This window comes from Shewanella sp. 10N.286.51.B8 (assembly GCF_041469325.1).
Classification (GTDB): Bacteria; Pseudomonadota; Gammaproteobacteria; order Enterobacterales; family Shewanellaceae; genus Shewanella.
Genome location: NZ_JBFRKG010000005.1, coordinates 54,232 through 79,176, shown reverse-complemented (window position 1 = coordinate 79,176; position 24,945 = coordinate 54,232). Strand labels below are relative to the sequence as shown.

Annotated in this window: 23 protein-coding genes; 6 read left to right on the top strand and 17 right to left on the bottom strand. The window is 43.1% G+C overall.

The window, feature by feature from the left end; all coding sequences use genetic code 11:
• Positions 1-35: 35 nt before the first annotated feature.
• Positions 36-1,508 (bottom strand): IMP dehydrogenase, encoded by a 1,473-nt coding sequence (guaB, locus tag AB4160_RS02505; RefSeq protein ID WP_303413421.1) that lies wholly within the window; start codon positions 1,506-1,508, stop codon positions 36-38.
• A 121-nt stretch (positions 1,509-1,629) separates the two neighbouring features.
• On the opposite strand from guaB, the gene xseA reads away from it, so the two are divergent.
• Positions 1,630-2,958 (top strand): exodeoxyribonuclease VII large subunit, encoded by a 1,329-nt coding sequence (xseA, locus tag AB4160_RS02500; RefSeq protein WP_372003512.1) that lies wholly within the window; start codon positions 1,630-1,632, stop codon positions 2,956-2,958.
• Positions 2,959-3,041: 83 nt separating this feature from the next.
• On the opposite strand, the gene AB4160_RS02495 is transcribed toward xseA, so the two are convergent.
• Entirely contained in the window at positions 3,042-3,971 is a 930-nt protein-coding gene (locus tag AB4160_RS02495) for a choice-of-anchor H family protein (RefSeq protein ID WP_372003510.1), read from the bottom strand.
• Positions 3,972-4,203: 232 nt separating this feature from the next.
• Between AB4160_RS02495 and AB4160_RS02490 the strand changes: the two genes are divergently transcribed.
• The 4 genes from AB4160_RS02490 (at position 4,204) to AB4160_RS02475 (ending at position 8,297) form a co-directional block, all read left to right on the top strand.
• Positions 4,204-4,575 (top strand): PepSY domain-containing protein, encoded by a 372-nt coding sequence (locus tag AB4160_RS02490; RefSeq protein WP_133126440.1) that lies wholly within the window; start codon positions 4,204-4,206, stop codon positions 4,573-4,575.
• Positions 4,576-4,635: 60 nt separating this feature from the next.
• The gene (locus AB4160_RS02485; RefSeq protein ID WP_102477216.1) at positions 4,636-5,313 is read left to right on the top strand and encodes a response regulator transcription factor; all 678 of its coding nucleotides are present in this window, start codon (positions 4,636-4,638) and stop codon (positions 5,311-5,313) included.
• Between the two features lie 7 nt (positions 5,314-5,320).
• On the top strand, positions 5,321-6,697 hold the full coding sequence (locus tag AB4160_RS02480; protein ID WP_102531698.1) for an ATP-binding protein: 1,377 nt from the start codon (positions 5,321-5,323) through the stop codon (positions 6,695-6,697).
• Positions 6,698-6,824: 127 nt separating this feature from the next.
• Positions 6,825-8,297 (top strand): DUF3300 domain-containing protein, encoded by a 1,473-nt coding sequence (locus tag AB4160_RS02475; protein ID WP_372003508.1) that lies wholly within the window; start codon positions 6,825-6,827, stop codon positions 8,295-8,297.
• Positions 8,298-8,453: 156 nt separating this feature from the next.
• On the opposite strand, the gene AB4160_RS02470 is transcribed toward AB4160_RS02475, so the two are convergent.
• The 15 genes from AB4160_RS02470 to AB4160_RS02400 form a co-directional block, all read right to left on the bottom strand.
• A complete protein-coding gene (locus AB4160_RS02470) occupies positions 8,454-9,851 on the bottom strand; it encodes an ATP-binding protein (protein ID WP_372003506.1) in 1,398 nt (465 codons plus the stop codon).
• Between the two features lie 33 nt (positions 9,852-9,884).
• Entirely contained in the window at positions 9,885-10,544 is a 660-nt protein-coding gene (locus AB4160_RS02465; protein WP_102440584.1) for a response regulator transcription factor, read from the bottom strand.
• Between the two features lie 73 nt (positions 10,545-10,617).
• Positions 10,618-11,445, bottom strand: a complete 828-nt coding sequence (locus AB4160_RS02460) for an FAD:protein FMN transferase (RefSeq protein WP_372003524.1) — start codon at positions 11,443-11,445, stop codon at positions 10,618-10,620.
• A 153-nt stretch (positions 11,446-11,598) separates the two neighbouring features.
• Positions 11,599-12,909, bottom strand: coding sequence for a DUF3570 domain-containing protein (locus tag AB4160_RS02455; RefSeq protein ID WP_102440586.1), 1,311 nt, complete (start codon positions 12,907-12,909; stop codon positions 11,599-11,601).
• Positions 12,900-13,139, bottom strand: coding sequence for a DUF4266 domain-containing protein (locus AB4160_RS02450; protein WP_102440587.1), 240 nt, complete (start codon positions 13,137-13,139; stop codon positions 12,900-12,902). The genes AB4160_RS02455 and AB4160_RS02450 overlap by 10 nt, the downstream gene beginning before the upstream one ends.
• A gap of 4 nt (positions 13,140-13,143) precedes the next feature.
• Positions 13,144-13,623: a TlpA disulfide reductase family protein gene (locus AB4160_RS02445; RefSeq protein ID WP_303413437.1), complete on the bottom strand. Its 480-nt coding sequence runs from the start codon at positions 13,621-13,623 to the stop codon at positions 13,144-13,146.
• Positions 13,624-13,956: 333 nt separating this feature from the next.
• Positions 13,957-14,523, bottom strand: coding sequence for a cytochrome b/b6 domain-containing protein (locus tag AB4160_RS02440; protein WP_372003505.1), 567 nt, complete (start codon positions 14,521-14,523; stop codon positions 13,957-13,959).
• Between the two features lie 214 nt (positions 14,524-14,737).
• Positions 14,738-16,204: a ribosome biogenesis GTPase Der gene (der, locus tag AB4160_RS02435; protein ID WP_076542701.1), complete on the bottom strand. Its 1,467-nt coding sequence runs from the start codon at positions 16,202-16,204 to the stop codon at positions 14,738-14,740.
• 79 nt (positions 16,205-16,283) lie between these two features.
• The gene (bamB, locus tag AB4160_RS02430; RefSeq protein WP_372003502.1) at positions 16,284-17,468 is read right to left on the bottom strand and encodes an outer membrane protein assembly factor BamB; all 1,185 of its coding nucleotides are present in this window, start codon (positions 17,466-17,468) and stop codon (positions 16,284-16,286) included.
• A gap of 12 nt (positions 17,469-17,480) precedes the next feature.
• The gene (locus AB4160_RS02425) at positions 17,481-18,098 is read right to left on the bottom strand and encodes a YfgM family protein (protein ID WP_372003500.1); all 618 of its coding nucleotides are present in this window, start codon (positions 18,096-18,098) and stop codon (positions 17,481-17,483) included.
• Between the two features lie 52 nt (positions 18,099-18,150).
• On the bottom strand, positions 18,151-19,425 hold the full coding sequence (gene hisS / locus AB4160_RS02420; RefSeq protein ID WP_102440590.1) for a histidine--tRNA ligase: 1,275 nt from the start codon (positions 19,423-19,425) through the stop codon (positions 18,151-18,153).
• Positions 19,426-19,523: 98 nt separating this feature from the next.
• Entirely contained in the window at positions 19,524-20,639 is a 1,116-nt protein-coding gene (gene ispG / locus AB4160_RS02415) for a flavodoxin-dependent (E)-4-hydroxy-3-methylbut-2-enyl-diphosphate synthase (RefSeq protein ID WP_076542693.1), read from the bottom strand.
• A gap of 52 nt (positions 20,640-20,691) precedes the next feature.
• A complete protein-coding gene (locus AB4160_RS02410; RefSeq protein WP_102440591.1) occupies positions 20,692-21,675 on the bottom strand; it encodes a RodZ domain-containing protein in 984 nt (327 codons plus the stop codon).
• A complete protein-coding gene (gene pilW / locus AB4160_RS02405; protein ID WP_102477209.1) occupies positions 21,675-22,457 on the bottom strand; it encodes a type IV pilus biogenesis/stability protein PilW in 783 nt (260 codons plus the stop codon). The genes AB4160_RS02410 and pilW overlap by 1 nt, the downstream gene beginning before the upstream one ends.
• A 34-nt stretch (positions 22,458-22,491) precedes the next feature.
• A complete protein-coding gene (locus AB4160_RS02400) occupies positions 22,492-23,613 on the bottom strand; it encodes a bifunctional tRNA (adenosine(37)-C2)-methyltransferase TrmG/ribosomal RNA large subunit methyltransferase RlmN (RefSeq protein ID WP_076542685.1) in 1,122 nt (373 codons plus the stop codon).
• Between the two features lie 159 nt (positions 23,614-23,772).
• Here AB4160_RS02400 and AB4160_RS02395 point away from each other — a divergent pair, with 159 nt between their 5' ends.
• On the top strand, positions 23,773-24,855 hold the full coding sequence (locus AB4160_RS02395) for a CNNM domain-containing protein (RefSeq protein ID WP_372003498.1): 1,083 nt from the start codon (positions 23,773-23,775) through the stop codon (positions 24,853-24,855).
• Positions 24,856-24,945: the final 90 nt, after the last annotated feature.

The following is a 24,945-nucleotide window of genomic DNA, read 5'->3' as shown; positions in this document are numbered from 1 at the left end:
AAAGGCGCTCAAATAAATGAGCGCCTTATTAATTATTAAGTGCCGCTACGATAGTTCGGCGCTTCTTTACTGATGGTGACATCGTGCACATGAGACTCGCCCATGCCTGCTGAAGTAATTTTAACGAACTCAGCTTTTTCATTTAATTCTTTAATGGTGGCACAACCGGTAAGACCCATACATGAACGTAAGCCGCCCATGTGCTGGTGAATAATCTCTTTTAATTTACCTTTGTAAGCAACGCGGCCTTCAATACCTTCTGGTACTAATTTGTCAGCAGCATTGTCACTTTGGAAATAGCGATCTGATGAACCTTGAGTTTGAGTCATCGCACCTAAAGAGCCCATACCGCGGTATGACTTATAAGCACGACCATTGTATAGCTCAGTTTCGCCCGGCGCTTCATCAGTACCAGCAAACATTGAACCTGCCATGATGCAAGATGCACCCGCTGCCAATGCTTTAGCTAAATCACCTGAAAAACGAATACCGCCATCGGCAATAACCGGAATATCAAGATGCTTAACTGCCGCTGCTGCGTCAGATACTGCAGTAATTTGCGGCACGCCAACACCGGTTACGATACGCGTAGTACAGATTGACCCTGGGCCAATACCCACTTTAACCGCATCAACGCCAGCTTCAACTAGGGCTAATGCGCCTTCAGCTGTTGCAACGTTACCGCCAACAATTTGTAAGTCAGGGAATGATGCGCGAGTATCACGAATACGTTGCAATACGCCTTCTGAGTGACCATGAGATGAGTCAATCAATAATACGTCAACACCGGCTTTAACCAATGCAGCAATACGCTCTTCGTTACCTGCACCAGCGCCAACGGCTGCACCTACACGTAAACGACCTAACTCGTCTTTACATGCATTTGGTTTACGTTCAGCTTTTTGGAAATCTTTTACAGTAATAAGGCCTTTAAGCTTGAAGTTAACGTCAACCACTAGCACTTTCTCAACGCGGTGAGAATGCATTAATGTTTGTACTTCATCTAATTTAGTGCCTTCTTGAACCGTCACAAGACGATCTTTTGGGGTCATAACTTGTTCAACAGTCATGGTCCAGTCAGTGACAAAGCGCACATCACGGCCAGTGATAATACCCACAAGTTCACTTGCGTCATTAACCACTGGGTAACCAGCAAAACCATTGCGCTCAGTTAATTGCTTAACGTCAGCTAAGGTTGTTGATGGATTAACTGTAACAGGTTGCTGAACAATACCCGCTTCGTAAATTTTAACTTTACGAACTTCTTCAGCTTGCTGCTCAATGGTCATATTTTTATGAATAAAACCTAAACCACCTTCTTGCGCCATTGCGATCGCTAAGCGAGCTTCAGTTACGGTATCCATAGCTGCAGAAACAATTGGGGTGTTTAATTCTATTTTTCTAGTTAGACGTGTTTTTAGAACAGCGGTATTTGGGAGGACGGTTGAGTGAGCAGGCACCAGTAGTACATCATCAAATGTTAGTGCGTCATTTCTTAATCTTAACATGCAACATCTCCCAGAAAGTGTAGGGTTTAGAAAGGGTAAATATTGCGGCGGGATTATACCTTGCATATTGGGGTTGGTAAATGGAAAATAGTCAAAAGTTCCGATTGGGTGGCCTAAATTGATGAAAAGCTCAAAAAATAATGTTTACTCCGTTTCGCGATTAAACGGTGAAGTCCGCCAGCTGCTTGAAGGAGAGCTTGGTAAGGTCTGGCTAGAGGCCGAAATCTCGAACTTTGTTTCCCCAAATTCAGGTCATTGGTATATGACTTTAAAGGACAGTCGCTCACAAATTCGTTGTGCGATGTTTAAAGGTCGTAATCAATCAGTCGCCTTTAGACCGGTTAATGGACAACAGGTTTTAGTTAAAGGCGCCATCAGTGTTTACGAGCCCCGCGGCGATTATCAATTACTATTAGAGTCGATGTTGCCTGCGGGTGATGGATTGCTAGCACAGCAATATGAGGCGCTTAAGCTAAAATTAGCCGCAGAAGGCTTATTTGCAACAGAAACTAAGCGCCCTATTCCACAAAATATCCAACGAATAGGTGTGATTACCTCCGCCACTGGCGCTGCGGTTCGCGATGTTGTGCATGTGTTATCGCGGCGCGATCCGTCCATTGAAGTGGTGATTTACCCCACTCAAGTACAAGGTGCTACTGCCAGTAAATTAATTATCGATGCCATCACTACCGCCAATAAGCGCCTTGAGGTTGATGTGATACTACTCACCCGCGGTGGTGGTTCACTGGAAGACTTATGGTGTTTTAACGATGAAGACTTAGCCCACGCGATTTATAACAGTGCATTGCCCGTAGTGAGCGCTGTGGGCCATGAAATTGATACCACCATCAGTGACTATGTTGCTGATGTAAGAGCGCCGACGCCATCGGCAGGGGCTGAGTTGTTATCTGATGATAAAGGCAATAAAAGCCAAAAATTGACTGCGACTTTTGCGCGTTTAAGACAAGCCTACCGTCATTACATATTGCATCAAAGCACTCAACTTGCTGAATTAAGCCACCAGCTGCAAAGACAAGATCCTAAAAGGCAGCTACAACAGCTTGAACAACGTTTTGATGAAATGCAGTTAAAGCTTGAATCTGCGTTGCTGCACAAACTGGCCCGCGCCCAAATGAGGCAACAACAATTAAAAAGCCGTTTGCAGCAGCAATCGCCAGTGCACAAACTCACCCTTGAGCAAAACAAAATGACCTATCTAAGTAATCGATTAAATGAAGCGATGAAAAGCCGAGTTGATAACGCCAGTAAGCAACTCAGTTACAGCGCTCATAAGCTGGAAACCGTAAGCCCGTTAGCCACCTTAAGCCGTGGTTACAGTATTACTAAAGACAGTGATGGCAAGGTAGTTGAACAGGCGAACCAAGTAAGCTCAGGTGACTTACTGGTTACTCAGCTACATCATGGTGAGATTGAGTCCCTAGTTAAATAAATAGTGAAGTTACAGTGAAGTAGAAATGAATAACCACCGCGACGCTGTTAATTAATAAGAGTCGCGGTGGTGAGTTAATAAGCTCATGACGTCATACTTTTTCGTCTCATTATTAGCAAACCTACAGCTAAGATTAACATGACACCTGAGGTACTACCGCCACTGACTATCACTTCAGTTTCAATGATTTCTTCTTCAATATAAACCGTATCTCTATCGCTACTTTCTAACGGCAAGGCATATAAGCTATCAGCCTCTTCACTACTGATGGTGGCAACAATATCCCCATAACCCACCTCATATAAATCAATCAGTACGTCATAGTAATCAGTTTTATACCCTTGGGCTAAGGTGGTTAGCACCTCATAACTGTCATCTTCAGCTTCGCCATAAATGGTAAAAATATCGGTTGAGTAATAATGCTCCCACGGGCCGCCATTTCGGCTTAAATACAATTCAGCATAAACATTAGCAGGCTCGCCGACACTAAAGCCGTAAACATCAGCATCAAAGGTCACGGTAAAAGTTTGATAAAAACCATCTTCATCAAAATCATCATATAAATGACTGTAGGCCTGATAAATCGTAAAATCCCTAAGCCCCGGCTGCACATACATCATAGAGGCAGTATTGGTTATGGCATTATTGGTTAAGGTATTTTTAGGCGCTGCTTGTGATGTGGTTTGTTTAGATAACTGCGATGGCTGCGATAACTGCGATAACTGCTTGATACGCACTGAACGCTCAACGGCTAGCGCAGGCTCAAGCAGCTTGGCATTATTTACCAATGCGTTAATGCGCTGCGGGTCAACTTTCACTTGGTTTTGCTTTTCTGAGGTAGTTAATTGTCGCCCTTCACTGCTCACTCGCACTTTTGCCTGTGCTTCAGTTGATAAAGCCGCCGTATTTGACAAAGCAGCCGCTTCAGAGGCGACAGCAGTGTGTACAAATCCGCTCATCGATAAAAGCACTACTGCCGTCAGCGACCATTTTGAAATAGATAAAGTCATCATAATCAATCCTTGTTTTCAATGCGCTTGGTGAAACCTGCTTTCTATTTAAGTGCATTGAAAATGAATATAAGCTGAACACGTTCAGCTAGAATTCATCAAAGCCATTAGATAATGATTAAAACTACTGCTGTGAGATAGGCAGTTTTGATAGCGAAGCGCTATTTCTATATTGCAGCAGATCTTTTACACTGATGACTGATTTCAAAGATAAATATTCAATTGGACTTGGCAAATGAGCAAAGTAACAACGAAATTACGCATTCCCCTGACTATCTTAATATTGAGTTTTCTCAGTATCGGATTAGTTCAGGCTGCGCCAGTTTCAGGCAATTGGAGTCAACAAGGCATCCATCAGCGTGCCCATCAATCGCCCAATCAGCATGCGCCCAATCAAAAAAAAACCAACCAGTCGAAAAAGTTAGCCGTTAATAGCTCACAGCAGGCAGCGCAACTGGCTAAAAGGCAATACTCGGCTAAAGTGCTGTCGGTGCAATCAACCTCAGTGAACGGCTCTCCTGGCTATCGGGTTAAACTACTGTCAAATAAAGGCATGGTGTTTTACGCCACCGTCAATGCACGTTCAGGTTCAGTTTCAAGAAACTAATCTTTAACCGCCATCGTTGCCAAAGCTTAATTTTTAGCAACTAAATTCAAGAGGCTAGGCATGAGAATATTATTAGTTGAAGATGATTTAGGCTTACAACACAATCTCACTGAGCACCTTCAAGGGGCAAATTACAGCGTTGATATTTCATCTGATGGCGAAGACGGATTGTTTCAAGCCTCTGAGTATCAATATGATGCCGCTATCATCGATGTGGGGTTACCTAAAATAGATGGCCTGAGCTTAATTACCCAGCTGCGTGAAAAACAAATCGATTATCCGATTTTGATTTTAACCGCTAGAGATGGCTGGCAAGACAAGGTGCTAGGGCTAGATTCTGGCGCAGATGATTACCTCACTAAACCATTTCAGCCTGAAGAGTTAGTCGCCCGTCTCAATGCATTAATCCGCCGCTCAGCTGGGCAAGCAAGTCCGGTGATCAGTAATGGCCCTTTTAGTCTTAATACCCGCACCTTAGCGTTAACGCATTTACAGCAGTCGGTTATTTTAAGTAGCTCTGAATTCAAACTGTTTGAATATTTTATGATGCATCAGGGTGAAGTGATTTCTAAACCCACCTTAATTGAACATATTTACGATCAGGATTTTGACTTGGACTCCAACGTCATTGAAGTGTTTATCCGCCGCTTACGTAAAAAGCTCGACCCTGATAACCAATATAAATTAATTGAAACTTTGCGTGGCCAAGGTTATCGCCTACGCCAGCTAAGTAAATAACCTTCTGATGAAAAAGCCATTAACTTTGCCTCGACTCGCACTCTTTAACTCCTTAAAAGTAAGGTTGATGCTCAGTGGCTTAGTGTTAATTGTGGTGTTACTGCCTCTCATTGGCGCGGCGGTTAATAATGCCTTTAAACATCAAATCGCCCAATCGATTAATAACCAGTTAAAAGCCTATGTGTATTCGGTGCTGGCAGTGGCAGAAGTCAAAGACAATAAGGTGGTGATGCCCAATTACTTATTGGAAAATCAATTTAATATTGTCGGCTCGGGTTTGTATGCACTTATCACTTCAAATTCTCCCTCTGGCGTTAATGAAGTATGGTCATCAGAATCATTTTTAGGCTTAACCCTGCCTCAATTGCCAATACCGGCCATGGGCGAAGGCAAGCTCACTCAAATCATCTTTGATGATGACATTAGTAATGAACCCAATAATCATGTGGTATATAGCTTCACCGTTTCTTTTGAAACAGATGACAAACCGATGCAAATAACGGTTCATATCATTAAAGATGACGCAGATTTTCAAAGGCAAATTAGTGAGTTTAGCAACACTCTATGGACATGGTTAGCAGTGTTAATGGTGGTACTAGCCTTGATACAGGCCATATGGTTGCTGTGGACATTAAAACCGTTAAACCGTTTTACTCAAGAGCTCACGTTAGTCGAGCAAGGTGAGCAAACTCGCATTGAGCAAAACTACCCTATAGAGCTCAACGCGGTGGCAAAACAGCTCAATGTGCTATTAAAAACCGAGCAACAGCAAAGGCAGCGTTATAAAAATGCCTTAGCCGATCTAGCCCATAGTTTAAAAACCCCCTTAGCTGTGCTGCAAAGCCAAAAAGACTTAAGTGCCGACTCCAAAGAGCAAGCCAGCAATATCAATAACATCATTAGCTATCAGCTCAATAAAGCCAAAACTAGCGGTAATAAGCCTTGGCATTTAGGGGTTAAAGTGGATGATGTCGCCAGCAAGTTAATCAGAACCTTAAGTAAAATATACCAACAGCAACACCTTGATATCGATTACCAAGCCCAAGCCAACATACTATTTAAAGGTGAAGAAGCTGACTTAAGTGAAATGCTTGGCAACCTGTTAGACAACGCCTGTAAAGCCGCTAAGGCCCAAGTTTGCCTTAGCGTAGTTCAAACCGATAACCAATTACACTTTATCATTGAAGATGACGGCAAAGGCCTAAGCCCTGAGCAGCAGCAAGGGATTTTTGAACGTGGCATCAGAGCCGATACCTACCAACAAGGTCACGGTATTGGCTTAGCCATAGTGCGTGATATTGTCGAAAGTTATCAGGGGCAATTAAGCGTCGGTGCATCTGACACTTATGGCGGCGCTAAATTCACCATCACATTTAATGACTAGCTTTTACCATTAGCCGCTTAATTCACTCAAAATAAATTCCCTGCTTTCATCTTGTGTTCATTTTCACTTCGTTATCCTATATCTAACATTCAAAAACTGCCTTTATCAAAAAGGAGTTGGAGACGATATGATATTAATGAATACGACGTTTAATCGCATCAGAACAAGCCTAGTTGCCGTGTGCATTATGCTTTCTCCTGCGGCATTCGCGGCCACAGACAGTGGCGCACAAACACTGGTAAGCGATCAAGCCTACAGTCAAGATGCTGAGCAGCTGTCTGAAGCGCAGCTGGCGCAAATGCTTGCTCCTATAGCCTTATATCCAGATAGTTTGTTAACCCATATTCTGATTGCGTCTACCTACCCTCTAGAGGTAGTACAAGCCCATCGCTGGCAGCAAGAAAATAGTCAGCTTGATAGCGAACAGAAAATGCAGCAAGCCGAGCAACAGGATTGGGACCCTAGCGTCATGGCATTGGTGGCCTTTCCCACTGTGCTTGAAAAGCTTAATGAAGATCTTGATTGGACTCAGGAGTTAGGTGAAGCATTTCTGCAAGATGAAGAAACGGTATTAGCCAGCATTCAAACATTGCGCCATCAAGCCGATGAAGCCAATAGTTTTGATGATATGGATAACATGACCATCACCCGTGAAGAAAAGCAGATCATTATTGAGCCTGCCCGTACGGAAGTGGTTTATGTTCCCTATTACGACCCAAGAATTGTTTACGGTAGCTGGCGCTGGAATGCATACCCACCAGTATATTGGCGTTATCCATCTTATGTGCATTACCGCCCGAACCGCCCGATTTATTGGGGGCCAAGTGTTTACATTAACTTTAACTACTTCTTTGGCGCGGTGCATTGGTCAAGTAGACGCGTGGTGGTGATTAATCATCATAAGACTCGTTACTATCGTAAGCCCCATAAGATTGCCTATAGCCAAGGCTCACACCGCTGGAAGCACAAACCTGCTCATCGCCGCGGGGTTGCATATAAAGCGCCGAGAGTAAGCCATAAGTATGATCGTGCCCGTTACAATAAAAGCCACAAGGTGGCTCATTCTCAAAAACCTGGTCATAAAGGTAAGCCTGCACAGCTGCATAACTCTAAGCCAAGCCATATAGCAAAGCAGCAACGTGTTAATAAAGCATTAAAAAATAATCATAATGCTAAGCCGAGCTATAGCTCAAGACCCAGCACTAAGCCCAGTACTAGACCGAGCACTAGACCGAGCACTAGACCAAGTAATACGAATAAAATGCATAATGGCCAGCAGGATAAAGCGCTGAGAACGGCAAATAAATCACAGCCAAACCGTTCAAATAAGGCTAATCAAAGCCAAAAAGCGACCAAGCAACCGAGCAGCAGACAAGCGACAAACAGGCAGGTTACTAATAGACAAGCGACCAGCAGACCGACTGTTAATAAACAGCAAAGTAGCAAGCACTATAACCAAACAGCGCGAGTGAATAACAACCGTAGCGCCCAAAACCACAGCATCAAGCCGCAGCAAAGAGCGAGTAATGCATCCCACAACAACCGTGGTGGTAGTCGCTCAAGCAGTCATCACTCGTCGTCTAAACAGCGAGTGAAATAAGTAACGAGTGAAATAAACTGCGCTTTGTCTGAGTCAGAAGTTAAGTCATAAGCTGGGCCAGAAGCTGAGTTAGAAGCTGGGTCTGAAATAAATAAAAAGCCTGAATCACATTCACTGTGACTCAGGCTTTTTTATCCCAAGATTAAATAAGTTAGTTTAATTGGGTAACACAATGTTGACCTTTAGCCCTTGAGGCTTAGCTTGATGAAAACTCAAATCACCTTGGTGCAACATAATAATTAGCTGACAAATGGATAACCCTAACCCTGCACCTTGGGATACATTTTCATCAACCCGATAAAAACGGTTCTTGGCTAAATCAATTTCGCTTGCAGACATGCCTATGCCTTGATCAATGATATTTATAACGCATTGGTTAGCTTCTTGCTCAGCACCAATGCTAATAACCGATTCTTTAGGGCTGTATTTACAGGCATTTTCGATAATATTTTTTAATACTAATTCAAGATAAAAGCTATCAGCTTTAACGGTAAGTCCCTTAGGAATATCAAGCTGCCACTGATAATCGGCCACAATATGCACTAACTGATTAATCACATTATCAATTAGGCTTTGTAAGTCGCATTCAGCCTTATTAATCGCTTCAATGGCATCAACCCTTGAGAGTAATAACAGTTGCTCAACAGTATGACTCATACGCTTAATGCCCTGCCCCATGGCTTGGGTGTAAGGTATTGCTTGTTGCTTTAAGCTTTCATCGGTTGATGAATTAATCACGCTTTCTAAACCATCACCATGAAGTTTAATGATGGCTAAGGGGGTCTTTAACTCGTGGGCCGCATCAGCACTAAAGCGTCGTTCGCGGATCATCATATCGGCGATACGGGCTAAATAACTATTAAGCGACTGCTGAATTGAAATAAGTTCTGACGGTAAGTGGATATTAATTGGCGCTAGATCTTGAGCACTGCGATAAGCTAAGTGACGTTCAAGTAGTTTGATGGGTTTAAATAAGTAGTAAGTCACCAATAGCATAATCAGCAACATGATAGGCGCAATAATCAGTGGCGTTCGCCAGCTATTGGCGTTAATTTTATCCACCAACTCTTGGCGCACATCATCACGCTGTGCAGTCACAATCCACACCTGTTGCGCCGTTGAAAACAAGCTGTACACATGCCAAGTGTGCTCACCGACGGCCTTATACACATAGCCGTGGTTAAAATCCGTTAACGGTTGCTCGCCAGTATTATCGGAGTATGCAAGTAACTCACCTGCTGCGGTAAACAGTTGAAATGACAACTTACGCTCGTAGGATAGAGTTTCTACCGTAGACTGCTCGGCAAAGGTTTCTATTTCAGACTCTGACACATGAAAGCGAATAGGTTGCTCAATTAAGCTTGCTACTTTGGCGGCAGTAAGCCTTTTGACATAAAACAAATCCAGCACTTTGGCGGTTTGCACCATTTCTGCATCAAATAGCTCTTCTATCTCGTACATGGCATCGCGGCTACTCAGCACACTGGCAACCGATACGGTCAGTAAGATGCCGACTAACATCAATAAACTAAGGGAGAAACGTAACGAAAACATAATATCCTTTTATGATCTACTGACCATTAATGCTTATTGAATTTCAGCTAAAATATAGCCAATGCCTCTAACAGTTTTAATCAGTTCTGGGGCCATTTTTTTACGTAAATGATGAATATGCACTTCAATGGAATTACTGCCGACTTCATCCCAACCATAGGTTAATTGCTCAAGCTGGCTGCGGGTTAGTACTCGCCCTGCTGATTGGGCAAACTCCAATAACAATTGATATTCCCGCCGTGGCAGATTGATTAATTGCTCTCGAAAATGCACTTCACAACAACTGAAATCGATGGTCAATGCGCCGAAACTAAATTGATTGTTATCTAAGCCGTGTTGGCGGCGAACAATCGCTCGCAGTCTTGCAACTAATTCCCGCACATCAAACGGTTTACTGAGATAATCATCTGCGCCAATGTCTAAACAGTTTAAGCGAGTATCAAAATCCGTATTGGCTGTAAGCACAATAATCGGCAAAGATACTCCCGCTTTACGCCAGTGCTTTAATAAATCTTCGCCATTGCCATCAGGCAAACCTAAATCAAGAATAATGGCGCTAAAATCTTCATTATCCAGCGCCGCTAATGCTTGGTTATAAGAACATAAGTGATCCACTTGGATCCCTTCTTTAGCCAAACTCAAAACCACGCCTTGTGCTAATAACTGATTGTCTTCGACTAACAATACCCGCATCGGTTATTCCTTTATTGTTCTTATATATTGTTCTTATGTATTGCTTTTATAGCAATTAAAGCGCGATTTAAGCTTATCTAAACACTTTAAAGTCAACACCTTGCCCACTCAAAAAGGCTTCAGCAGCAGCGCCTTTTAACATTGCCATGGTCGATAGCATTCCCGCGGTAACGCTATTTGGCCCTAATACCGTCACTGAAAGCGGCGCTTGCTCCACAGGATAACCTGTTCGAGGATTAATAATGTGGCCATAGCGTTTTTGATCCACTTCAATGTAGCGCCGAGTGGTGCCGCTAGTGGCTAATGCGCCTTGGCGTATGGTTAACAGCGCCGCGGCATTATCCAATTGCTGCGGGTTTTCAATCCCCACTTGCCAGCCATTGGGGTTAAGGATGGGACAGGCGATATCGCCACCAAAATTAACTAACACAGAGATATCAGGCCAACGCTTGCTGAGTAATTGCGCTGTACTATCCACCGCATACTCTTTGCCTATGCCACCAAAATCTAAACTCATTGCTGCAGGCATAGTCAATTTGCTGTCAGTAAAATCAATGGCGCTAAAATCCACTAGCTTTAATGCCGATTTAATCGCACTAGCTGGTGGCACTTGATGGCTACCATCAAAGCGCCACAACTTCATTAAAGGACCTGCGCTGATATCAAAAGCGCCGTCACTTAATTGATAACATTGCTGGGCAAATTGCAGTAAATGTGCGGTTTCAGCATCAATGTTAACCGCCTGCCCTTGGGCATTATTGAGTTGCCAAACAATATTACCTTGTAAAAAACGGCTATATTTACGCTCTATTCGTTTGGCTTCAGCCACCGCGATATTTAACATCTGCTGGGCAATCTTCTCATCATCTAGTCGCATTAACATTTCACATGGACTTGCCATGGCGCTAAATGAACCTAAAAAGCCCCAAGGGCGACGTGTAAGCGTCGCGACCTGTGGGGCCTTAGATGTAGCGGCTTGTGATGTAACAGCGGCTTTATTTAACAATTTCAATAACTCTGATGTTTTGCGTTTATTTATCTTAAGACTATTTATTTAAAACGAATAGCTTATTTGAGCTACGATTGCTTTCACCGATGGAAATAAATCCTGATTATTTAACTCACCAGGGATATCTGTGCCGTTGTTTTCAGGGTTTTGCTGATAATACTCAATACGATAGCTCAGTTCATGGCCGCCAGATAAGCGATGGCCAAACTTAAGCCCTACCGTATATGCTGACATGTCACCAATGCGATAATCCGCACTGGCATACTCAGGTAATGCTGCTTCTGTACGCAAAAATGGCTGATAAAACTCAGCAGCTTGCTGCTGGTAATAACGCAAATGCAGCTGGCCATATAAGCTTGGAGTAAAGTAATAGCGATAATGGGTTTCTAAAGTGTGCGCTTGAATATCCCAGTCATCAGTATTGTAGCGATAAGAGAAATCAATCACCCCTGAGTCCAATGCGCCTTTTGCTAACAAGAAAACACTGTGCTTAGTGCGCGAGTCTGGGCGGTTTTCGTAGCGATAACCATGGGACTCACCATTACCATCGACCATACTGAGAATTTTATAGGGATCGGTCATATAACCCGACACACTTGAAAAGCCGTAGTTAGCTTGCATTAACCAATTGCGATTCAAGATTTGGGTCACACCTAGCATGACATCAGCGGTTTGCTTGGTATCATCACCGTCTAATCGAGTGGCGTCAAATGCAGCTTGAAAGGCATCATCGCCATCATAATCACCGCGAAATACCATTTCTGATAATGCCACAGGACGACCGCCAACAGGATCAACAGTATCATTAGTATAGGCACCCGATAAGGCAAGAGTGGTGTTGTTTTTGTTAAAACTGCGCTCCACACCCGCATTTAAGCCTAATGATAAATAATCGTATTCTTTAGAGCCATAAACACCCAAGTTAACCGTCCAGTCAGGATTTAAAATCTCCTGCCAATTGGCACTTAACTGCACTCGGGTATCTTGGAACGTATCATCAAGGGGCGTTTCACCTGGGGCGACCGTATACTCTCCCTTACCTGAAGGTCGTGTAAAGGTTTGGCTGATGGATTGTGCTACAGCGCCAGAAGCTGAAGCGCCGGTTAAGCTGTCGACAACGATTTTCATATCGAGCAGCGAATCTTCACCAAAGGCTTTTTGCACATTACCAATAGCTTCAACGGCTTGTACACGGTCTTGCTCACCGTAATACATAATGGCGGCATCGACTTTCCAATCATCGTTTGCCGGTACCGGCTCTTGTGCGCTAGCTTGTTGTGACAACAAACTGCAGCTAGCCATGGCCAATGCACTAGCGATGCTTTGTTTCGGCGTTAGTTTCGAAGTTAGTTGCATCCACAACCTCCACCAGCTAATGAGCGTCCGCCACTGGTGCCTTCTTTACTGAAGTAAATATGGTCATCCAATGCTAAATCTAACTTTTCATTATTAAGTGCCATATCAGCGCGGGCAAATTGATCCTTCTCCCACGGCTCTACCCCTAAACTCGAACAGCCTGCTAAACTGCTGATAATAGACAAGGCCAATAACAGCTTAATGTATTGCTTAAAACTCGATTTTTTCATTGGCTTATTCCTTTAATAACAGTTGAATTTCATGTTCGTAAGCAGGCTTGTTCTTGTCAAAAAAACCAACATGACGCTGAACTAATTCGCCTTGGCGATTAAATAAATAGCTACTTGGCATACCAGGTAAATCAAACTCCCTTGCCACATCCCCTTCTGGATTAAAGCGTAAATTAAAATTAGCGGGGATTTTAGTGAGGAACTCATGGGCTAACTCAGTATCAACATCCAGATTGATAGCAACCACTTCAAAGCCTTGCTGCTGGTATTTGGCCTGCATCTGGTTCATCCAAGGAAAAGACTTTCGACATGGACCGCACCATGATGCCCAAAAATCCACATACACCACCTTGCCAGCAAACTCTTGCAAGCTGGTTTCAGTGCCCTCTTTCGTGAGTACAGTATGATCAAGTGAGGGCGCGGCAAATAATGGGCTGCTAAAGGCCAATGTGAGTAACAAACTCGCTAGTAATGATCGCTTCATGGAGTCTCGCTTTGTTAGTTTTAATTTTTGAGGAGTCATGAATGACTAATTTTTAATGATTCAATATCATCTAAGTTAAATCTTCAATCTTAAGGTTTTATTAAGCATTGTGACGAGTTAGTTTAACAGAGTGTTAAGTTGGAGAGTTAAATAGGTAAAGATTAACCCGTTAACAAGGTCTGACGAGTATAGGATAGCGAACAAGAGTTGGTTAATGAGGACTAATAATCACCGCGCTAGCACTAACGCCATGACGCGGTCTTGAAGCAATAGCTAGAACAACCGCTGATACGCTGCTCAATAGGCTTAGTTCAACACAACTGGTGACTGTGTTTACCCGCCGATGATTCTCGAGACTAAGCCCTTATCGTGGGTAAATTCGGCCAGTATTATTCCGGCCAAATGCAAACTGATAAACGGAATAAAATACCACAAGGCAAGTTTATGCACGGTTTCAGCTTGGTGTTCAATGGACTCTGGGCCAAATTCAATCAACAAACCTGTGCTGACCGATAACCCAATACCCAGATAAAATAACCAATATATCAGAGCTTGAAATTTTTCACGGCCGCTAGCCTGTTTACTGAGTGCGCTAGGGTATTGTAAGCCGCATTTTGCCATGTAGATAAACCGCAGCGACACAAAAACAGCCACCGCATAGCCAAAATAAAGATGCCACTTAAACATCACATTACGAATGCTTTTAGCAATAATGACGGCTTGTTTATCACTGATAACTAAATCAAGCGGCAATAATCCTTGCTGGATCATCTCAGCCATATGATTTTTTTCCATCCAGCCTAAACGCAGTAAGATGGTTAACAGCATCACCAACATTGACAGCGCAAGCCCCCAATGCAAAAGACGATGGATAGCAGGGAAATGGCTGTGAGTACTCATAAAAACCTCAGCGATTGAAAGTGAATGATTATTATAAGAGGTAAAACTTAACATTCGCTTATGCTAGATCATTGAGCGTTTCACCTTACCAAGCCAATAACATTCAATAACCTCGGTTCAAACACCTCAGTTCAAACAACAGTAAATCAGAGACATAAAAAAACCTGAATCACTTTGCAGTCATTCAGGTTTTGCTTAACTCACAGAAAATAATTTATTTTTTGCGGCTATTAATGTGGCTCATTGCGCGTTTACGGCGACGCTCTTGACTAATGGTTAGCTTTTCATGGCGGCCTTCAAATGGATTAGCTCCCTCTTGAAAGCGCATTTGAATTGGCGTACCCACAACTTTCAATGAACGACGGAAGTAGTTCATCATGTAGCGCTTGTATGAGTCAGGTAACTTGCTTACTTGGTTACCGTGTACCACAACGATTGGCGGGTTATAACCACCGGCATGGGCATACTTAAGCTTCACTCGGCGACCATGTACTAATGGTGGCTGATGATCATCTTGTGACATTTGCATAACGCGGGTCAGCATTGAAGTACTTACGCGGCGCGTTGCACTGTCATAGGCTTCTTCAATTGACTCGTATAAATGACCAACACCTGTGCCATGAAGCGCTGAAATAAAGTGAATGCGGGCAAAGTCGATAAAGCCTAAGCGGCGATCTAACTCACTTTTAACGCTTTCTTTAAATGCTTGGTCAAGACCATCCCATTTATTCACAGCAAGTACAATTGCACGACCAGCATTAAGCGCAAAACCAAGCAAACCAAGATCTTGCTCTGTAATACCGTCTTGAGCGTCGATCACTAACAAGACAACGTTAGAATCTTCAACTGCTTTCAGGGTTTTAATCACTGAAAACTTCTCAATAACTTCATGTACTTTCGCGCGGCGACGCACACCAGCAGTATCAATTAATACGTATTGACGACCTTCACGTTCCATTGGAATGTAAATACTGTCACGAGTCGTACCTGGTGCATCATAAACAACCACACGCTCTTCACCTAAAATACGGTTAGTTAGCGTTGATTTACCTACGTTAGGCTTACCAATAATAGCAAGCTTAATCGGTAAGTTTTGCAGGCGCTCTTGTTCAGCTTCGGCTTCTTCTTCAGTGTACTCACGTACATCTTCAACTTCTTCACCGTCTTCTTGGCGAGTAATACCCATAGCTTCAGCATAAGGCGCTAAAGAGTATTCAATCATATTGGTAACACCGCGACCTTGCGCAGCTGCCATTTGATAAACTTCACCTAAGCCTAATGACCAAAACTCAGCACAGGCTGAATCAGCATCAATACCATCAACTTTGTTAGCAACAACAAAGGTAGTTTTATCACGGCTACGTAAATGCTCAGCAATCGCTAAATCAGCTGCTGTTAAGCCTGCACGAGCATCAGTTAAAAATAGCACCACATCTGCTTCTTCAATCGCCGCTAGCGATTGTTCAGCCATCTTAGTTTCAATCCCTTCTTCAGTGCCATCGATACCACCAGTATCAACCACAATGAATTCATAACCAGCTAAAAACGCACGTCCATATTTACGGTCACGAGTTAAACCAGGAAAATCGGCGACAAGCGCATCTCTTGTGCGAGTAAGGCGATTAAATAAAGTTGACTTACCAACATTAGGTCGCCCCACAAGGGCCACTACAGGGATCATGATTTTGCCTCTAAAAACTTTAAAATAAAAAGCCCCCGGAACACACTTCCAGGGGCTCTAATAAGGTTTGCTATTCAATTTATGGCAGTACAATCGTCGCGATTTTGCCGCTACGACCTTGCACATAAATTTTATCTCCAACCACTACTGGTTGTGAGAATAAACCATCACTATCAACCTCAACACGTCCAGCGACTTCGCCAGAGTTGCGGTCAATAAAATGTAAGTAACCTTCAAAGTCACCTACAACAATATAAGAGCCTATAACGGCAGGTGAAGTTAAACTACGATTCATTAACGTAGAGTTACTCCATAATTCAAGACCGTTACGTCTATCTACTGAATAAATTCGGCTGTGGTCATCGACTAAGTATAGTCCAACCCCTGCTGTCGCTAATTCATTGAAGCTTGAATACTTACGCGTCCATACAACACGACCCGTTCTTAGCTCCATAGACACTAAGTTACCATTGTAACTTACCGCGTATAAATTATCGCCCAAAATTAACGGTGTCATGTCCACATCGGCCATACGAGTAAACTCGTTACCACCGGTTGGGTTAAATACCGCCTGCTCCCAAGCCACTTGTCCATTGTTTTTGACAATAACCGCTATTTTACCATCAGCAGTGCCAAGGAAGAAACCACCTGAATCATAAGCTGCTGAGCTAGTGCCGCGTAGCGTTAGATTTGGCAGTTGCATCTCATGGGTCCACAGTTTAGCACCGTCATCAATATCAAATGCTTCAAAGTTACCATCACTGGTATGCACGCCAACTGAATCTTCAGACACAGTTGGAGCCGATAACAGCTCACCGCTTGCAACTGCTGACCATACGGTCTCACCGGTTTGAGCATCTAATGCTACCAATAAACCAGACTCGCCGCCAATAAAGACTTTATTACGGCCAGCGGTAACGCCTGCGGCAATGCGTGCCTCTTTCGTTTTCGCCAGCTCAGTATGTTTAAATTCTGAAGCTAAGTCTTTACGCCAAGCCACTTTGCCTGTTGCTTCTTCAAAGGCGACGACCTCACCGTTGCGATCGGCCACATATACATGGTCATATCGAATAGCCGGTTTAAGTTGAGAATAAAAGTCACCGACTCCGCCCCCAACCTTGGCATGCCAGTTTACTTCTGGAAAAACAGTTGCTTGAATTTCAGTTAGTTCAGTAACAACTTCTTCATTATCATTTGAAGAACAAGCAGATAGCAATGCGACGCTTAAGCCCGCTGCTAGCAAAGTTTTGCATAAAGACTTCATTCGGCTAATTCCTTATGCCTTGTTTAAATTGTCTAGCTTCATTTGTAATGCAGGACTGGTTAACGAACCGCCGTTATCAACAGCAGCTTGGTAAGCTGAACGTGCACTATCCATGTCACCTTGACGCACAAGTAAATCGCCTTTTAACTCATCACGTTGAGCATTAAATGCTTCATCGGTAATTTGCTCTAATGTCGCAATTGCAGTGCCGATGTTACCTTGCTCTGCTTGCACGCGAGATAGACGTAACGTCGCTAAAGACTCTAAAGCAGCACCCGGTTTTGCAGCAATGATTTTAGTAAAAGCCGCTTCAGCTTTATCTAACTCGCCTGCATCGACAGCAGCTTTAGCTGACATGAGTTCAAGCAAAGCTTGGTAACCTTTTTGATCGTGCTGTGCACCAAACTCAGCGATAGCTGCTTGTACTGCACTGCTGTCGCTGTTAGCAGTAATGCGTTGAAATGCTTCTGATGCAGCTTCCGATTTTTCAACTTTAACGTCAGAATAATAATTCCAACCGTACAATCCACCTAGACCTACGACTGCACCCACAATGATTGAGCTGCCGTAATCTTTCCAGAACTGCTTAATAGCATCTACTTGTTGTTCTTCTGTGCTATAAATTTCCACGCGCACTTCCCCTTTCTATTCAGTTCTGTTTTTTATTAGCTAAGGGCTAATATTAAAATAATGATTTTATCGTAGTCGCCAACTCTTCTCGGGCAACTAAAAGTTGTTCGTTCTTATTTCTCAGTGGCTTAATTGCAACTTGGTTATTGGCAATTTCGTTTTCACCAATGATCAGGGCGTACTGCGCACCGCTTTTATCAGCACGTTTCATCTGCTTTTTAAAGTTACCGCCGCCACAATGACTCATGACTTTAAGCGCTGGCAGGCTTTGACGCAACTCTTGGGCAATTTTAATTGCTTCAACTAAGCAGTTTTCGCCCATTGCCGTGACATAAACATCGACAACTGGCGCGACATCTTTATCAAGCTCAAGGGTTTGCAGTAGTAAGACAATACGCTCAAGTCCCATTGCAAAACCTACTGCAGGGGTATCTTTACCACCCAATTGACCAACCAGACCATCATAACGACCACCAGCAAGTACCGTTCCTTGAGAGCCTAAGCTATCCGTTACCCACTCAAAAACGGTGCGGTTATAGTAATCTAAACCACGCACAAGACGAGGATTAATTGTGTATTGGATGCCGACAGCGTCTAAGAGTTCACATAAGGTTGAAAAATGTGTTTTTGATTCTTCACCTAAATAATCCATTAACTCTGGCGCATCAGCTAGCAAGGCTTGAACCTGTGGCGATTTAGAATCCAATACTCGTAGCGGGTTTGAATACATACGGCGCTGTGAGTCTTCATCTAATTGCTCTTTGTGCTGCTCTAAAAATGCAATTAATGCATCACGGTAAGTAGCACGTTCAGCAGGATCACCTAAGGTATTAAGTTCCAGTTTAACGTGGTCTTTAATGCCAAATGAATCCCATAATCTTGCAGATAACATCAATACTTCCGCATCAATGTCCGCACTTGCAATGCCGTACACTTCAACACCAAATTGGTGGAATTGACGGTAACGACCTTTTTGAGGACGTTCATGACGGAACATAGGTCCCATGTACCATAAACGTTGCTCTTGGTTGTACAGTAAACCATGCTCATTTCCCGCACGAACAGTCGATGCTGTGCCTTCTGGGCGCAATGTTAAACTGTCTTCATTGCGATCAGCAAAGGTATACATTTCTTTTTCAACGATATCGGTGACTTCACCAATTGAGCGCTTGAATAAATCAGTACTTTCAACAATAGGAGTACGGATTTCACTGTAACCATAGGCACTAACAGTAGAGCGAATAACCGCTTCGACTTGTTGCCATAAAGGGCTTTGAGTTGGCAGAATGTCGTTCATTCCACGGATTGCTTGGATCTGTTTTGCCACGTTTAATTCGCCTAATTTTTAGCTAATTAATTAATCATATGCCTTACACAAAAAAACACCTACCACTGCTGGTAAGTGTGTTTTTATCTAAAACTAACTTATTCTGTTGCGTCTTTGATATCGATTCGGTTTTGCATTATCGCTGCTTTTGCGCGAATTTTTGCTTCCAGTGAATCCACTATATTGTTGTTATCAAAGCGCTCTTTTTGACGTTTACCGTCATCATAATAACCACTTTTTCCGTGGCTACCGGTTAAACCAATATCTGAAACTAACGCTTCACCTGGGCCATTGACCACACAGCCGATAATCGACACATCCATTGGGGTGGTGATATCTTCAAGGCGCATTTCTAACGCATTGACAGTGTTAATCACATCAAACTCTTGGCGTGAACAAGACGGACAGGCAATAAAGTTAATGCCGCGGCTGCGAATACGTAATGATTTTAAGATATCAAAACCGACTTTAATTTCTTCGACTGGATCTGCCGCTAATGAGATACGTAAAGTATCACCAATACCTTCAGCCAGTAACATGCCTAAGCCCACTGCTGATTTAACCGAACCCGCACGAGCGCCGCCTGCTTCAGTAATGCCTAAATGCAATGGCTGCTTAATTTGCTTGGCGAGTAAACGGTATGATTCAACCGCTAAAAATACGTCTGAAGCTTTTACACTGACTTTAAACTGGTCGAAGTTTAGACGGTCTAAAATATCCACATGACGCATGGCTGATTCAAGCAATGCTTCTGGTGTTGGCTCATGATACTTGTCCATCAGATCTTTTTCTAATGAACCGCCATTAACACCAATGCGAATTGGAATATTTTTATCACGCGCACATTCAACTACATTGCGAATACGTTCTTCATTACCAATGTTGCCGGGGTTAATCCGCAAACAATCAACACCGTATTCAGCCACTTTAAGTGCGATACGGTAATCAAAATGAATATCGGCAACTAAAGGTACACTAACGCGCTGCTTGATAAGCTTAAACGCTTCAGCGGCATCCATTGTTGGTACTGAGACTCGCACTATGTCTGCACCGACTTTTTCAAGGGCCAAAATTTGTGCAACTGTGGCGTCGACATCAGTGGTTTTAGTATTTGTCATCGATTGCACCGCAATTGGTGCACCATCGCCGATCGGAACATCCCCTACATAAATGCGGCTAGAAGGACGGCGGATGATTGGAGATTCGTTATACATAATCTGTTGCTCTACTACTTACCAAAATTGAGTTAACACTAAGCTTTAAAGACTAGGCTTTAGGCAGGGTTAACTTGGCCACACGGTCAGAAAACTCAGCAAGGCTGACATTTTCATTATTAAAGCTCATGGTGACAACTTGCGGCGCACCCAATATCACTTTAAAAGGTGCCTTGCCGGTGACTTCAACGACTCTAGCTGAGCCCTTAACGCCATCAACCAATGTTTTACCATCGGCATCGATAATGTTAACCCAGCAATCATCACTAAAGCTAAGCGATATAGTATCAGTTTCAATCACATCAGCAGTGGTTACTGCAGTATCAACTGCAGCTGTTATTGCTGGTGACACAGCAACAGAGTCAAGTGTGTCAGTCGCCGTTGCTGGCTTAATAACACGGTTACTCTCCTGAACATTACTGCTCACTTGAACTGCGTCATCGTTTTGACTTTGTGCTGAGATTACCTCGCTGGCAACGGGTTCCCGATAAGCCAGTTTAGGATCGATTTCTGGCTCTAATAAGTCTTGTGTTTGCTGCGCCACATTAGCAGCTGCGACTTCTTCTGCTGTCGGCTTTGATAAATCAACTCCCGTTAGCATTGAGTCTTTTTGTACCCACCACAACAATAATAGCGCAAGTAATATCGCTACGATGAGATAAGTAACTAAGGTGAGACGGCTGTCACGGGCTTCGCGGGTAGTTTTGCGAGAAAAGCTTTGCATAGCAGCAGTTTCATCAGGAAGTTGCTGGGCTAAACATTGTTGAACGGCATTAACATCTGCTTCAACGTACTTGGCAAAGTTTTTAGCGTAGCCGCGGGCATAGGTTGCTGAAGCAATATTATCAAAAATATCATTTTCAATATCTTCAATAACACTGGGACGCAAATGCAGCTGTAATGCCACAGCATCTATCGAGACACCCTTTTTTTCGCGGGCAGTGCGTAGCAGCATACCCGCTGTTGAAACAGTTTCGAGTAATTCAGCTTGCTCGAGATTATTATCTGTTTCTATCTCTGTAATTTTATTTGTCATTAATGCAAATTAGCCCTGTATTCTTTCGCTTGTTCTGAAGCAGGATATTTGGCAATTAAAGTAATTCCGTAGCGTTTTACCGCTTCATCATCCGCTAACTCACGGGAAATTTTAATACCTAATGCTAAGCTTTCTGGTGTTTGTTGTGCCACACGGTGAAGACGCGTTAAATTCGCTTTAGCGGCTTGATAATCATTTTCTACTATCGCAAGCTCAATCAATTCTTTCAAGGTTGATTGTCGTCTTGGATCATATCGCAGCGCATCTTCAAAATAGCCCTTGGCTTTTTCGGTGTCACCTGCAGACATACTACACACGCCTAAGTTTTCGTAGCTTGAAGCGGTGCGAGTGTATTGTTTGGTTTCAATCGCGGCTAATAGCATTTCTTCAGCTTGTGCGAATTTATCTTGCTGGCAAAGAAACACGCCAAAGTTATTTTTCGCATCACCACCTGCATCTGGCGCGGCAATGGCTTTACGGTAAGCCGCCTCTGTACGTACAGTATCACCTACCGTTTGGTAATAATACGCCATCGCGATATGCACTGAACTTAACTGCGGTGCATATTCAACCGCACGATTTAAATTAAATTTAGCTTGTTCAATATTGCCTCGATTTAAATAAGTCAGTCCCAGCTGCATTCGCTCAATAGCTGCGGCTTGCTTATCTAAGGTTCTTTCGGCAACAGGAATATCAGTACCGCTATAAGTTCGCTCAGTGACACAACCCGTTAGAGGTAATGCCATCGCGACTACAATCAAAAACTTTGGCAATCCATGCATATTCCAACGCCTATTAATCTATACAAACAATGAGTTAATCCATTGTGACCGAAATCTGATTTTGTTGCATTTGTTTTTTTGCTAAACGTTTAGTGCGATCACGAATATCACCGGCTAATTGTCCACAAGCCGCATCAATATCATCACCACGGGTTTTACGCACAATAACCGTTAAGCCGTATTCCATTAATACTTTAGAAAAACGGTCAATTCTAGAATTAGAAGAGCGACCATATGGCGAACCAGGATAAGGATTAAACGGAATTAAGTTAATCTTACACGGCGTGTCTTTCATTAGCTTGGCTAATTCATGGGCTTGATCTGTACTGTCATTGATATGATCAAGCATCACGTATTCGACTGTAACACGTCCGCGGTTAGCATTGGACTTTTCTAGGTAACGACGAATCCCAGCTAAAAATTCTTCTAGCGGGTATTTCTTGTTTACCGGCACCAATACATCACGCAGCTCATCATTTGGCGCATGAATACTCACCGCTAAAGCCACATCGATCACGTCACCTAATTTGTCTAACGCAGGCACGACACCTGAAGTCGATAAGGTCACACGACGCTTAGACAGACTAAAACCAAAGTCATCTAACATGATGTCCATTGCAGGGATCACATTGGCTAAGTTTAATAGTGGCTCACCCATTCCCATCATAACAACGTTAGTGATTGGACGATCGCCAGTGTCTTTATGGAAACCTAAAAATTCTGATACACGCCATACTTGACCGATGATTTCAGCCACTGAGAGGTTACGGTTGAAGCCTTGCTGCCCTGTTGAGCAGAAAGTACATTCCAATGCACAGCCCACTTGTGATGATACACACAGGGTTGCACGGTCTTCTTCAGGGATGTAAACAGTCTCGACTTCTTGGCCTTGACCAACATTGATCGCAAACTTAATGGTCCCATCAGATGACTTTTGAAAGCTAGCAATCTCAGGGGCAACAATTTCACACTTTCGAGCTAACTTAGCGCGCAGTGCCTTGTTAATATTGTTCATTTCTTCGAAGTCGCTAACACCAAAGTGATAAAGCCATTTCATCAATTGATCGGCTCGGAACGGTTTTTCGCCCATTTCTGCGAATAGCGCTCTCATCGATTTTCGATCAAGATCCAATAAATTGATCTTTTTTTCACTCATGTTGTGTAACCTCAAAAAACCTAAAACTTGCTTGCGGGCGGCGAATTATACAGATCCTAACAAAATTTGGCTATAGAAGTAGCAACAAAGCTTAGAGACTATGCTAGAATTTCCTCGGACTAATATTGGTCTGCCATTTGGAGGTGTAATTCCACCTTTATGATAACCCTTATCATTATAGTATTTATCGCCATTGCAATCTCTTTTCTTTGTAGTGTATTTGAGGCGGTACTACTGTCTGTTACGCCTAGTTATATTGCCACTTTGGCTAAAACGAATCGTAAAGCTGCCGATCGGCTTAATAAACAGAAAGAAAACGTGGAATCACCACTGGTTTCTATCCTGACTCTCAACACCATTTCCCATACCGTAGGCGCAGCTGTTGCTGGTGCTCAAGCGGCAAAGGTCTTTGGCGATGAAATGCTAGGGGTATTTTCCGGGGTACTGACCTTTCTCATCTTATTTTTCTCAGAAATCATTCCTAAAACCTTAGGTGCAAACTATTGGCGTTCATTAGCGCCATCAGTGTCGCTAGTTTTAGTGTGGTTAGAGCGTATTACCAAACCACTAATCTGGATGTCTTCAAAAGTCACCAAATTAATGGGTAAAGGCGACGAAGGGAAGTATATTCGTCAAGAAATGAGTGCGATGGCCGAAATTGGGCGACAATCAGGTGAACTTGATAAACAAGAGTCTGCCATTTTAACGCAAATGTTATCGGTTAAAGAAATGCCCGTTTCAGCGATTATGACACCGCGAACCGTGATGTTTAAATTACCGGTGACTCTGACCCAAGGGCAATTTGTGCAGCAGTTTTTAGCTAAACCCTTTACCCGTATTCCTGTATATGAAGACGACCCTGATAATATTATTGGTTATGTTAACCGTAATAATATCATTCAAGCAGAACGTTACACCCAGAAAGAATCCATTGGTGTATTGAAGAAAAACCTGCTGGTTATCCCTGAAACCGCCAAGATTTTACCGATATTTGAATTGATGATTAAGCGAAATACTAAAATCGCTATGATTGTCGATGAGTATGGTTCTGGTGAAGGTATTGTCACCTTAGAAGATATTGTTGAGTCTTTACTGGGACTAGAAATTGTCGATTCAAACGATCCTGTCACCGATATGCAGCAATTAGCGCGTAAATTGTGGAGTAGCCGCATGAAGCATAAAGGCATTGTATTATCTGATGACGGTGAGTTTACCAAGCAATCTCAAACCCCACCGCAATAATACTCTAGCTTTATAGCTATAGATTTAAGGGAGCTTAAGCTCCCTTTTTAATTTAGTTAATATAACCACAGCCTTGGTTTAACGGCTATG